Below are 13,934 nucleotides of genomic sequence, written 5' to 3'. Positions count from 1 at the left end.
GCCAAAAGCCGGGCTTAAGGTGTATTGAGATTCAGGTCAGGCCGAGCCGAAAACGGTGGCTTTCGAGAACCGGAGCGGACATTCGGGTCCGTGAGCACCGGAAGCGCAGAAGGCCGTCGTTTGCAGGCCGGCATCACCTGAATATCAACAAACCTTACGTCAGTATTCCTTCTCGTAGAAAATGCCGCCCTTGGCCTCGCCGGCATCGTTGGCCTCGCCGCGCAATTTGACGCCGCGCCCGACATTGAGGTCGATGGTCGCCTTGCCAGAACCCGGCTTGTCGCCTTTCTGGATCGTCACATAGGTGCGATCGTTGAGATACTTGCCGGCCGAAACCGCCGTACCCCCCTTGTCGTCGGTGGTGACATCCAGATCGTCGACGCCGATGGCGCTGCGCAGGTTTTCAAGCAGCGACGTCGAACCGCCGACGCCGGCCAGTTGCCCGGCCGCTTCGGCAAGCTGGGCGATCTGCAGCGGCGACAGGTTCGACATCGAGCGGCCGAAGATCAGCTGCGCCAGCACCTCGTCCTCGGGCAGCGCCGGCACCGAGGAGAAGGTGAATTTTGGATTGGTCGCCTCGCCCGACACCACGATGGTGACGGTTGTGCTGGTCGTCGTCGTTGTCGCCGTCAAATTGAGGTAAGGCACCAGCGAGCCGGAGAAACCTACCGTGCCTTCGGTGAAGGTCAGGCGCTTGCCCAAGATCGACAGCCGTCCGCGCTGCAGCGTGAAGGTACCGACCGCTTGCGGCGACGATGCCGGCCCGGTCAGCCTGAGCGAGCCGCCGAGTTCGGCATCGACGCCCCTGCCCTGGATGAAGATCTGGTTCGGCGCATTGACCGTGACATCGAGGGTGAGGCCGCTGCCGCCGCCACCGCCGCTGGTCGTCGGCGGACGCAGCGCCTTGTCCTGCGCCCGCACGGCGCCTGGCGCATTCTTGTGCTTGACATCGAGCTCCGAAAGCGAGCCGGGCAGCTTGTCAGGAACCGTGATCACCGTCTTGGCGAGATTGACGGTGCCGGCAATCACCGGTGCGGATGTCAGGGGCCCCTTGATCGTCAGGTCGCCGCCGAGATTGGCCGTCACCACCCGGCCGTCAGTATAACGGCCGTCAACGAGCTTGATCGACAGATCGGCCGGAAAACCTTGCGCCGGATTGATGCCGACGGTGCCGCTGGCCGACAGGCTGCCGCGCGTCGACAGCGTGCCGGTCAGCCGGTTGATCCTGGCAACGCCGCCGCTGATCGACACATCGACGGCGAGATCGTTGACCGCGAGGCCCGAGCGCGCATCGACCAACCGCGCTCCCGAGGCGCTGACGCTGCCGCCGATGACAGGCGATGTCGCGGGACCCCGAACCTGCACGTTGACATTGGCGGTTCCAGACAGCGACAGCCCTTGCGCGGCGAGCTTCTGGCTGAGCAGCCCGAAGGGCACGGCGCCATTGAAGTCGAGCACCAGCGCCGGCGTGCCTGCCGTCGTCACGGTGCCGCCGCCCTTGATGCCAAGGCCGGCTCGATCGCTGACATTGGCGTTGAAGGTCAGCTTGTTGGCGGCGAAGGTGCCGGAAGAAGAAACACCCACCGCGCCGATACCGGCGCCGCGGGTCTGCGACGTCTGCACGCCGGCGGCGTCGATGTTGAAGGCAACAGCGGGGCTCGCCGGCGCACCAGTCACCTTCACCGTGCCCGAGATTGAACCGGCGGCATCGAGCCCCGGCGAGAAACTGTTGGCCAGCGACAACGGCACCCGCGCCAGGGTCGCATTGATGTCGAGTGCCTTGGCGACCTTGCCGGTCACCGTCGCCGTGCCGCCGCCGAGGTTGAGCACCAGACGGTCCAGCGTCGTCGTGCCATTGGCAATGCTGATGGTCGAGGCCTGTGCGATGGCTGCCTTGATGCCCTGGACCGTCGCCTGGCCGGACGCGAGCTCGATGGTGGTCGTACCATTGACCACTTTCACCCGGCCCGTAGCCTTGGCCGGGATGCCCTTGACGGTGGCGCCGCCGGAGAAGCCGGTCCAGTCGCCGTCGCGCTTCAGGTCGACATCGATGCCGCTGATCACGGTGCCGCCGGAGGTGACGGTGTCGGCACGGATCTTTCCGGAGATCACCGGTGCCGCGAGATAGTTTGCGATCAGCGCATCGATGGAAACGGCCTTTGCCTGGAGGTCGCCGCGCGAGATCGATGCCGTCGCAGCCTTGATCGCCACTTGGGGTGCGGTGCCGTTCTTCGAGAAAGCAATGGTGCCGCGCACATCGCCCTCGGCCTTTTCCAGCGCAAGCGCCGCCAGCGGACCGATGTCTGGCAGGTCGAGCGCGATGGTGCCGACCGGCACGAACTTCTCGTCCAACGCCAGGTCGCCGGAAATCCTGTTCTTGCCGAGCGACAGCAGCAAGCCATTGATGGCGCTCTTGCCGTAAGCCGTCGCCAGCACCGCACTGCCTTGCAGCGCCTGGCCGGCGACATTGCCGGTCAGTTGCACGTTCGCCGCCGGATTGGCGGCATCGGCCTTGCCGGTGGCGGTGAGCTTCAGCCCGGTGATCTCGCGCGCTGCCACCAGAAGCCGGTCACTGTCGACCGTCAGCGACAGATCCGGTGCGGTGGCCGGTCCCTGCGCATTCAGGGCGAAGGCAATGGCGCCCTTGGCGTCCTTAGACAGCAATGAAATATCGCTCAGAGCGCCCTTGATGTCGGCGGCGACCTTGTTGTCGGCGAGGCTGGCTTGGCCCTCGGCGGTCAGCGCGCCCGAGGCCAGCTTCAATCCATCGACATTGACATTGCCGGCAGCATCGCGCTTCAGCACCGCGCTCAGTTGCGCGCGTTCGGCAAGCACACCGCGCACCGCGGCCGGCAGTGCCGCGGAAGCGGCGTCGGCTTTCAGATTGAGGTCGATGGCGCCGTCGGCCAACGATACCCGACCGCTAAAACCGCTGTTCAGCGCATCGCTCGTCACCGAGCCGCTGTCGATGGTGACGGCGTCCGTGGCGAGGCTGCCGGCGACCTTGGCCGTCACCTTGCCGGCAATCAGCGGTGCGATGGTAGGATTGTCGAGGCCGATCGTGTCGGCCGAAACGGTGCCGGAAATCGGTCCCGTCCGGGTCTTCAGATCGAAGGCATCGGAATGCAAAGCGACCGCGACGCCCTCGACCTTGGTCAGATTGGTTGCGACCGAGGGCAGCGTCGCCGAAATATCGAGCCGCGGCTGCGTGCCCTGCCCGGCAGCTTTCACCGAAAGCGCCTGCAGTTCGAGCTTGATCGGGCTTTCAGCACTGCCCAGCGTCAGCGGCAGGCTCGGACCGGAGGATGTGAGATCGAGGACGAAATCGCTGGCGCCATTCGGATTGAGGGTGCCCGTCGCCTTGCCGGAAATCTTGTCACCGATAAGCGTCGCATGGTCGAGAGCGACGCCGCCCGCCATGGTGTAGCTGCCGGCCGCGTCGACAGCCAGCGGCCCGAGCCCGGCCTGGCGGGTCTGGCTGGTTTCGACGCCAGCCAATTGCGCGTTGAACCGAACCTCGGGCACAGATGGCGACCCGGTCACTTGCGCAGTACCGCCCAGCGTACCCACGGCATCGAGACCGGGTGAAAAAGCATTGGCAAGGGCTGCCGGCAGTGCCGAGAATTCCGCTGCCAGGTCGAGCGCCTGACCCGCGGTGCCGGACAGCGTCACCGAACCGCCGCCGACATCGAGCGCCAGCTTCTCGATGCTGGTCGTGCCATTGGCGATGGAAACAGTAGAGGGCGCCGCGATCGCGGCCTTGATGCCGCGAACCGTGGCTTCGCCAGAAGCAATTTCGACGCTGGTCTTGCCGTCGGCGATCTTGACCCGGCCGGCAGCTGTTGCCGGGATGCCCGCAATGGTGGCGCCGCCGGTAAAATTGGTCCAGTCGCCGTCGCGCTTCAGGTCGACGCCGATGCCGCCGATTTCGGTGGTTCCGGAGGTGACGCTGTCGGCCTTGATCGAACCGGAGATCGCCGGCGCCTTGAGATAGTTGGCAATCAGCGCATCGACGGTGATGGCCTTGGCCGTCACCTCGCCGCGCGCAATCGACGTGCTCTTCGCGTCGATGGCGACCGAGGGCGCGTCGCCATCCCTAGCGAAGCGGATGGTGCCGTCGATGTCGCCCGTCACCGCTTGGCCGGCGAGCGCGGCCAATTGGTCAATGGCGGGCGCGTCGAGCGTCAGCGTGCCCAAGGGCATGAATTTTTCATCCAGCGCGAGGTCGCCCGAGACCTTGTTGTCGCCCAGCGAGACCAGGAAGCCATCGATCGAACGCTTGCCCTCGCTCGTCACCAGCGCCGCCTTGATGTCGAGCGGCTGGTCGTTGACGGAGCCGGTCAGCGAGACATTGGCGGCGGGACTGGCGATGTCGGCCTTGCCGCTTGCCGTCAGCTTGATGGTCTTCACGGTGCGGCCCGAAGCCGTCAGGCTGTCGCTGTCGGCGGAGACGGTGAAATCCGGCGCCGTCCTGGCCCCGCTTGCCGACAGCGCGAAATCGATGCCGCCGGCAACCGGCACGCCAACCATCGGCGACAACACAGAAACGTCGCCCAGCCTGCCCTTGATGTCGGCCTGGATGTCGCTGCCTTGCGCGCTGGCGGTGCCGCTGGCGCTGAGCGTGCCGGAGGTGAACGAGATCGAGTTGGCGGCGAAAGATCCCTGCGGATCGCGGGTCGCCGCGGCCGAGAACTTCACCCGGGCGCCGAGCACCGAGGCGATCTGCGGCGGCAAGGCCGTCGCCACCGCATCGGCATTCATCTTGAGCTGCATCGACAGATCGGCAAGCGCCACCGTCGCCGTCAGCGAGGCGTTGACCGCGTCGGAGCGCAACGTGCCCTGGTCGATGGCAATGGCGTCCTTGCTGATCGATCCGGCCAGATCGACGTTGACCTTGCCGGTGATCAGTGGCGCCAGTGTCGCCACGTCGGTTTTCAGGCCGCCCGCCTCCAGCTTGACGGTAACCGGCCCGGCGCGATTCTGGATGTCGAAGCCATCGGAATGGATCTGCGCCGCCAGATCGTCCAGCCGCGTTCCGCCGGCGACGATCGAAACGAAGGAGGCGCCGATGTCGATGATCGGCGTCTTGCCGTCACCGAACGCACGGGCGGTGGCGCTGTTGATCGCCAGCGCAATCGGCTGCGCCGTGCTGCCGACGCTGATCACCACAGGCGCGCCTTTGGCGGCGAGTTCAACCGACAGGTCGCTGCCACCTTTCGGATCGACCATGCCGGCGGCTGTTCCGTGCATGGCATCGCTTTCGATGCTGGCATGCTCGATATCGACGCCGCCGGCGGCAATCGCCGTTCCCGCGACATCGAAGCTGGTCTTGCCGGCAAACAGCGGCTTCAGATTTTCGGGCAGGAAACGCTCGAACTCACCGTCGCCCTTGGCCTCGACATGGCTGCCCTTGTCGGTCGACTGGTGGCGGCCCGTCAGTTGGGTGACGATCTTGCCATCGACTGTGAATGTGCCGATGCCGTTCCAGTTGGCGAGCGGTCCCGTGCCCGAGACGGTTATATCGACCGGCGGGGTATCGGGCAGTTTGAGCAAATTGGCGATGATGCCGCCTGCCGGCTCCGAGGCCTTGAGGTCAAGGTCGAGCCTGTTGTCTGCTGGCGCAAAGTGGATGTTGGCGTCGACATTGCCCTGCTTGCCGTCATGGCGGGTGACGTTGAGCGTCGTCTCGACCGCCAGCGGCGCGGCATCGGCCTTGAGCATCCCCTTAGCGGCAAGTTCGGCAATGCCGCTGCCGGCCAGGTCCTGGCCGAGTGCGATTTCGGGCAGGTCTATCTGCTTGATGTCGAGCGAGACCGGCAGCGTCGTAGTGCCGCCGCTCTGCGCTGGTTGCGTGCTCGCCACTGGCAACCGCGCCAGTTCGATGCGCTCGGCCGCGATGCGCTCGGCGCTGAAGCTTTTCGACAGCAGCGCCAGCGGCGACCAGTCGACGGCGACCTTGCGCGCCACCAGCCAGGCGCCCTCGCGGTCCTCCAGCACCACATGGTCGACACTGAGCGCGCCCGACCAGATGCCGTCGATGCCGCTGACGGTGATCTTGCTGTCATCGCTCGATGCCAGCCGCGAAATGATACCGGCGAGATTGTCGCGTCCGCGCTCGGTCTTGGTCAGCACCACCAACGCGCCGATCGCGCCGGCGATCACGATGAGCAACGTGTAGAGGACGATGCGAAGGATGCGCCTGAATGTCTTCATGGCTTAGAACGCCTGTCCGATGCCGGCATAGATGCCGAAATGCGGATCGCCGGGGTCGCGGTTGAGCGGCACGGCGGCGTCGATGCGCAGCGGCCCGAACGGCGTGACATAGCGCAGGCCGACGCCGGCGCCGATCTTGACGTCGGAGAAGTTGGGAACCGACCTGGTCGACACCGTGCCGGCATCGACGAACGGCACGATGCCGATCGTGTCGGTGATGCCAATGCGCATTTCGACCGAGGTCTCGAAGAAGGACAGGCCGCCGATCGGCTGTCCGGTAGGATCCTTCGGGCCGATGCCCTGATAAGCGTAGCCGCGCACCGAGCCGCCGCCGCCGGAATAGAAGCGCCGGTCGGCCGGCACATTCTGAAGACCGGTGCCGACGATAGAGCCAACCGCTACGCGTTCGGCCAGCACGAACTTCGAGGCCGAATCCAGCGACTGATAAGCCGATCCCTCGCCTTTCAGCTTGAGGAACGCCGCGCCGCTCAGAATGTCGTAGCTGGGCTCCGCATAGGCCAGCATCCGGAAGCCGCTGGTCGGATTCAGCCGGTTGTCCCTGTTGTCGTAGACATATTGCAGCGGGATACTGGCGATCAGGTATTTGTGCTTGCCGAAAGCGTCGTGGATCCGCGAATAGTCGAGCGAGACTTCCGCCGACACCGTCTGCTTCTTGGTAAGTTCGTAGGACAGGCCGGTGCTGCCCTTGATCGAGAAATGATCGTAGGCGTCCGGATGCTCGAGCACGGTCTTGACGCTGGCGAAGAATTTCGATGCCGGCCCGATCACGCCGGGCTTTTCGAACATGATGCCGGCATTATAGTTGAGCTGGCTGAGGTCATTGCTGCCGATGCCGCTGATGGCGCCGTCGATGCGTAGTTTTTCGGCGTGGCCAAACAGGTTGCGGTGGCCCCAATAGCCTTCCAGGCCGAGGCCCTCGGTGTTGGAGAACGTGCCGCCGACGCCGAAATAGCGCGGCTTGCGCTCGCTGACCTGGACGCCGATCGGAATGTTGCCGTCGGCATCGAGCTTGTCGGCTTCCTTGAACGTCACGCTGTTGAAGACCTCGAGCGCCAGCAACCGGTCGCGCGCGTCGCTGATCTCTTGCGGCGAGTATTGCCGGCCACGCTTGAGGCCGGTCATGTATTCGGTGAAGTCGCGATCGACCTTCTCGGTGCCTTCCACCGTGGTGTCGCCATAGCCGGCGACCGGCCCGGCGGCGACCGTCAGCGTCACGTCGAGCGTCGAGGTGGCATGGTCGGCGACGATCTGGCGGTCTGTCACCTTGGCCAGCGGCCTGCCCTGCTCTTTCAGTGTCCGCACGACCAGCGCCTCGGCCTTGAGCACGGCGCCGGAACCGGCGTCGCCGCCGGCGATTAGGCCATAATCGGCGCTCATCAGCCCCGCCGCGTCGCCCTCCAGCCGGACATTGCCGAGAGTGAATTTCGGCCCGCTGGCAATATCGATGGCCACCGGAACCGGCTGCGGACCCTTGAATTCCGCATCCGGCGGCAAGTCATCCAGCGGCTTGCCGTCGATAGTGATGGTGACGACGCCTTCGTAGCGGGCATCGGCATAGAGCGAGGCGATCAACTGTTCACGGTCGCTGCGCGCCTTGGCCATCAGCCCGAGCGAGCCGGAAACCGGGCGCTCCTCGTCACTTTTCAGCGTCGAGGCGTTTTCCAGCTTCTTGACGAGATCCTTGTCGGCGTCGGGCGCGGAGATGGTCACGGCATAGCGCATGGGATCGACGATGTCGGCGTCCTCGTCCTTGGACGCCCCCCACAGCTTGATGCCGAAAAGCTCGAAAGCGGTGGCATTTCCGGCCTCGGCGACAAGTGCGGTCGAGCAAAGCATGGCCAAAAGCAGGGCGCGCGGAAGCACACGCCCTGGCGCGGTACCTCCTGACATCTGCTCTTCATGCGCCGGCATTAAGACAACCTAGATTGAAAAACTAAAATTGGAATGAAGTTCTGAAGCGCTCGTAAAGGGGCCACAATCCAATTGTCTGAAATAGGCAGGGCTTGGAATTCACACCTTCTGCGTTGCCGCAAGAAAGCGTGATCCCCTGTCCTATGGAGGTACTACCGGTCATCGGCCGGAAAGGAAACCGTTGGCAGGCGGAACCCTGCCGCGTCCGTGTGTTGACAAGCCTGACTGATGCTTGATCATGCCCTGGACGTCAGCAGTGTCTGGGAGGGTGTTATGGCAATGCGCGCGGCTCGTGGTCTGTCGATCCTGATTCTTCTGTTTCTTGCCTGGGCCAATGTCTTAGCCTGGGGAGGTGTCGCGCAAGCGGCCGAAGCCCGGCGAATCGCGACAACGGACAATTCCGATTATTTCGGCTTTGACCTCAGGTCCGACCAGAATGTCACGCTGGACCAGTGCAAGACGACATGTCTTGGCGATCCGGCCTGCCGCGCCTTCACCTACAACACCAAGGCCAAATGGTGTTTCCTCAAATCCGACTACAACCAGCTGAAAACCTTCAACGGCGCGGTCGCCGGCAAGGTCGTCAACATCGATGGCGACCCCGACATCGGCGCGCCGCCGGAACTCGCCTTCTTCCCGAACTGGATGGCCGATCAGGCCCAGCAATACCGCAACAAACTGCTCGGCCCGGCATATGACAAGCCCACCGAAGGGCTGACGGCGCTGACGAACGCTGCCGAGCAGGCCGTGCTGACCGGCGACCATCGCTCCGCCATGCTGAAATACGAGGCCGCGGTCTCGGTGCTGCCCGACAATGGCCAATTCTGGCTCAACCTGGCGCGTGAAACGCTGGCCGTGCAGCCTGCCGCCAACACGTCCGAAGCCTCCACTTTGCCGGCCAACGGCACTTCGGCCGCTTTCAATGCCTACAAGCTGCTGCGCACCACCAAGACGCGCGCCGAAGTGCTGGCCCTGCTCGGCAACGGCCTCGACAAGCGTGACCTCTACCGCCCGGCGCTGCAGGCCTATGAGGCCAGCCTTGCGCTGGTGCCTTCGCCGGCGGTGCAGGCCGATTATGCCGATCTGAAGGCGCGCAAGGGTTTCCGCGTCATCGACCACACCGTCGATGCCGACACCAGCGCGCCGCGCATCTGCGTGCAATTCTCCGAGGATCTGGTCAAGACCGGCGTCGACTACGCCCAGTTCGTCACCGTCGACAACGCGCCGCCCAAGGGCGTCGAGGCCAAGGACAAGCAGATCTGCGTCGAAGGGCTGGAGCATGGCCAGCATTACGACGTCACCTTCCGCGCCGGCCTGCCGGCCGCCATCGGCGAGGTGACTGCCGCTCCCGTGGTGCTGTCGATCTATGTGCAGGATCGGGCACCCTCGGCCCGCTTCACCGGCGACAGCTTCGTGCTGCCGGCCGGCGCGCGCCGCGGCATTCCGGTCGTCACCGTCAACATGAACGCCGCCGAAATGAAGCTCTACCGCATCGGCGACCGCTCGCTGGCACAGCTGCTGTCGGGCTACCAGTTCCTGCATCAGCTCGACGGCTACGATATCTCCAACATTTCCGAGCAGATGGGCGAGCCGGTCTGGCAAGGTCAGCTCGACATCGCCAATGATCTGAACAAGGAGGTCACCACCTCCTTCCCCGTCGACGAAGCGCTGCCGCAGCGCAAGCCCGGCGTCTATGTGCTGACTGCCCAGGCCGTCAGCGACAAGAGCGATGACTACAACTCGATGGCCACGCAATGGTTCGTCGTCTCCGACATCGGCCTGTCGACCTATACCGGCCAGGACGGGCTCAATGTCTTTGCCCGTTCGCTGGGCAGCGCCAAGCCGATATCGGGTGCCGAACTGACGCTGGTTGCCAGGAACAACGAGGTTCTCGGCACCGCGACCACCGATGCGGACGGCCACGCCGTCTTCAACCCCGGTCTGACGCGTGGCGACGGCGGCATGGTGCCGGCCGTGCTGATGGCCAAACAAGGAGACAATGACTTCGTCTTCCTCGACATGGGCAGGGCCGGCTTCGACCTGTCCGACCGCGGCGTCACCGGACGCCCCGCGCCCGGCGCGCTCGACGTCTATGCCTGGACTGAGCGCGGCATCTACCGCGCCGGCGAGGATGTCCATGTGGCGGCCCTTGCCCGCGATGGCGCCGCCAAGGCGGTCGAGAACCTGCCGCTGACCTTCATCTTCTCGCGCCCCGACGGCGTCGAGGACCGCCGCATCGTCAGTGACGGCGCATCGGCCGGCGGCCATGCCGTCGACCTGCCGCTCGAGCCCAACGCCATGCGCGGCACTTGGTCGGTGTCGATCTACACCGATCCCAAGCAGCCGGCGGTGGCCAGCCAGATGTTCCTGGTCGAGGATTTCGTGCCGGATCGCATCGAATTCGACATGAGCGCCGACAAGCAGGAGATCGCGCAGGGCGAAACCGCCAACATCAACATTGACGGCCGCTTTCTCTATGGCGCGCCGGCGGCGGGCCTCGCGCTCGAAGGCGAATTGACGCTCTCGACGTCCCGCGATTGGGACCGCTTCCAGGGCTTTTCCTTCGGCCTCGCCGACGAGCAGTCGGCCGAACCCACGGTCACCCCCCTCACCGATCTGCCGGTGGTTGGCGACGACGGCAAGGTGACGTTCCCGGTCTCCGTCGAGCAGCTGCCCTCGACCACCAAGCTGGTCGACGCCAAGGTGACGGTGCGCATGCGCGAAACCGGCGGCCGCGCCATCGAGCGTTCGCTCAACATCGGCATCCGCCCGCAAGGCCATATGATCGGCATCCGTCCGGATTTCGCCGACGGTGAAGTGCCGCAGGGCGGCACGGCCAAGTTCAGCCTGATCGCCGTCGATCCGGACGGCAAGCGTGAGGCGCTGAAAGGCGCGCAGTGGACGCTGGTCAAGGTCGAACGCAATTATCAGTGGTACCGCTCCAACAATTCCTGGAACTACGAGCCGGTCACCTTCACCAAGTCGATCGCCAACGGCCAGGTCGACCTCAGTGCCGACGGCGACGCAACGGTCTCCGTACCGGTCGATTGGGGCCAGTACCGGCTCGAGGTCGAGACCTCGGATCCCGAGGGTCCGGCGACCAGCTACGAGTTCGATGCCGGCTGGTATGTCTCATCGACCACCACCGAAACGCCTGACGGCCTCGAGATCGCCCTCGACAAGGACACCTATGCCGCCGGCGAAGTGGCCAAGCTCAAGGTCTCGCCGCATTTTGCCGGCGAGCTTCTGATCAACATCGGCTCCGACAAGCTGCTGAAGACGGTCACGGCAACCGTGCCTGTCGGCGGCAGCACCGTCGACATCCCGGTCGGCGATGACTGGGGCGCCGGCGCCTATGTCACGGCAACCCTGTTCCGGCCGGGCGATGCGCAGGAAACGCGCATGCCGGCCCGCGCCATCGGCGTGAAATGGCTGAAGGTCGACCCGGGCTCGAAGAAGCTCGCCGTCACCCTGACGCCGCCGGACAAGACCATGCCGCGCCAGCAGCTGTCGATCCCGGTTTCCGTGGCCGGCGTGCAACCGGGCAGCAACGCCTATGTCATGGTTGCCGCCGTCGATGTCGGCATCCTCAACCTCACCAACTACAAGGCGCCGGACCCGGAAAACTGGTTCTTCGGCCAGCGCATGCTGGGCATGGAAATCCGCGACCTCTACGGCCGCCTGATCGATGGCTCGCTGGGTAACACCGGCAAGCTCAGGACCGGCGGCGACGGCGCCAACATGCAGACGCAAGGCAGCCCGCCGACCGAAAAGCTGGTCGCCTTCTTCTCCGGCCCGGTGCAGCTCGATGCCGACGGCAAGGCGCGGATCGACTTCGACATTCCGCAGTTCAACGGCACCGTACGCGTCATGGCTGTCGCCTGGACCAAGGAAGCGGTGGGCCATGCCCAGTCCGACGTCATCGTGCGCGATCCGGTGGTGATCACCGCCGGCCTGCCGCGCTTCCTGGCGCCTGGCGACGCCGCCGTCATGCGCCTCGATGTCGCCGACACCGATGGCCCGGCCGGCGACTACGCTCTGTCGATCGAAACGACAGGCGACCTGTCGACGGGCGACAAGCCCCTGCCCCAGAAGCTGACCCTTGCTCAGGGCAAACGCCAAACCCTGACCGTGCCGCTGATCGCTCAGACGGCGGGCAACGCCTCGCTTACCATCAAGCTCGCCCACGCCGATGGCACGAAGGTCGAGCAGACGCTCTATCTACCGGTGCGCCCGGCACAATTGCCGGTCACCACCCGCCTGGTGGTCGACCTCAAGGGCAATGGTGGCGCTCTGCGCGTCGACAAGGAGCTCCTGGCGGCAAGCCTGCTCGACGGCGCTTCCGTCAGCGTCGGCGTTTCGCAGGCCGCGGCCTTCGACGTGCCGTCGCTTTTGATGACGCTCGACCGCTACCCCTACGGTTGCGCCGAGCAGACCACCAGCCGCGCCATGCCGCTTCTCTACGTCAATGAAATGGCGTCCGGCATCGGCATGGCCAGCGATCCTGACCTGCATGGCCGTATCCAGGACGCCATCTACAAGGTCCTGAGCTACCAGGCCTCGGCCGGCAGCTTCGGCCTGTGGGGTCCGGGCTCCGGCGACCTCTGGCTCGATGCCTATGTCACGGACTTTCTAACCAGGGCGCGCGAGCAGAAATACGACGTGCCGAGCCTGGCCATGAACCAGGCGCTGAGCAATCTGCAGAACTCGCTCGGCTACGACCAGAGCGTACAGGACCGTGGCAGCGAGATCGCCTACGCCCTCTACGTTCTGGCCCGCAACAAGAAGGCCTCGATCGGCGATCTGCGCTACTATGCCGACACCCAGCTCGAAGCCTTCTCCAGCCCGATGGCGGTTGCCCAGCTGGCGGCGAGCCTTGCGCTCTACGGCGATACCCCGCGCGCGGAGTCCACGTTCCAGACCGCCCTGCAACTGGCCAGGTCAGCCACCGAGTACGACTACTACCGCTCCGACTATGGCTCGCCGCTGCGTGACGGCGCGGCGATGCTGGCGCTGGCGGCGGAATCGAAGCCGGTGCCGAAGATCGTGCCGGAGCTGATCAAGCTGGTGACCAGGGAACGCGCGCAAGCCCGCTGGACCAGCACCCAGGACGAATCCTGGATGCTGCTGGCGGCCCGCGCGCTGAAGGAAGGCAATGATACGATCACGCTGACCGTCAATGGTGCGCAACATGCCGGCGGCTATTCCGACCAGATCAACGGCAGCGAGCTGGTCGACAGCCCGCTGACCATCGCCAACACCGGCAAGACCCCGCTGCAGGCCGTCGTCACCACCGTGGCGTCGCCGATCCAGCCCTTGCCGGCGAGCGGCGACGGCTTCACCATCGACCGCACCTACTACAAGCTCGATGGCACCGCAGCCAATGTCACCGAGGCGACGCAGAACGAGCGCTATGTCGTCGTGCTCAAGGTCAACGAGCAGAACACCTGGCCTTCGCGCTTGCTGATCACCGACCTGTTGCCGGCCGGCTTCGAGATCGACAATCCGGGCCTGGTCTCCAGCGCCCAGTTGACGAACTTCTCCTGGCTGGCGCAGACCGATGCCGCCCATCTCGAATTCCGCGACGACCGTTTCGTCGCGGCGTTCAATCCGAGCGACGGCGACCACGACCACAATCTGACCCTCGCCTATGTCGTGCGCGCGGTGACGCCGGGCACCTACGCCCATCCGGCGGCGACGGTGGAAGACATGTACCGGCCGCAATATTCGGCCCGCACCGCCACCGGCATGATGGAGATCAAGGCGCCGTAAGGCGGCGATGGTAGCGA

The 13,934-nt window shown here is 65.2% G+C and carries 3 protein-coding genes; 1 reads left to right on the top strand and 2 read right to left on the bottom strand.

Annotated features, from left to right (window positions below; all coding sequences use genetic code 11):
- Nucleotides 1-159: 159 nt before the first annotated feature.
- The gene (locus tag AC1RZR_RS17115; protein WP_481825370.1) at nucleotides 160-6,213 is read right to left on the bottom strand and encodes a translocation/assembly module TamB domain-containing protein; all 6,054 of its coding nucleotides are present in this window, start codon (nucleotides 6,211-6,213) and stop codon (nucleotides 160-162) included.
- Nucleotides 6,214-6,216: 3 nt separating this feature from the next.
- Nucleotides 6,217-8,145, bottom strand: a complete 1,929-nt coding sequence (locus AC1RZR_RS17110; RefSeq protein WP_481825369.1) for an autotransporter assembly complex protein TamA — start codon at nucleotides 8,143-8,145, stop codon at nucleotides 6,217-6,219.
- Nucleotides 8,146-8,418: 273 nt separating this feature from the next.
- Between AC1RZR_RS17110 and AC1RZR_RS17105 the strand changes: the two genes are divergently transcribed.
- Nucleotides 8,419-13,917 carry an alpha-2-macroglobulin family protein gene (locus AC1RZR_RS17105; RefSeq protein ID WP_481825368.1) on the top strand — a complete coding sequence of 1,833 codons (5,499 nt, stop codon included), beginning with the start codon at nucleotides 8,419-8,421 and terminating at the stop codon, nucleotides 13,915-13,917.
- Nucleotides 13,918-13,934: the final 17 nt, after the last annotated feature.

It is taken from the genome of Mesorhizobium bavaricum (genome assembly GCF_056781655.1).
Note: the sequence above shows the minus strand (reverse complement) of the source record. Positions and strands in the feature narration are given on the sequence as shown.

Bases quoted from the DNA above. Each gene is read 5' to 3' on its own strand.
- AC1RZR_RS17115 (WP_481825370.1), bottom strand. From the start codon at position 6,213: ATGAAGACATTCAGGCGCATCCTTCGCATCGTCCTCTACACGTTGCTC.
- AC1RZR_RS17110 (WP_481825369.1), bottom strand. From the start codon at position 8,145: ATGCCGGCGCATGAAGAGCAGATGTCAGGAGGTACCGCGCCAGGGCGT.
- AC1RZR_RS17105 (WP_481825368.1), top strand. From the start codon at position 8,419: ATGGCAATGCGCGCGGCTCGTGGTCTGTCGATCCTGATTCTTCTGTTT.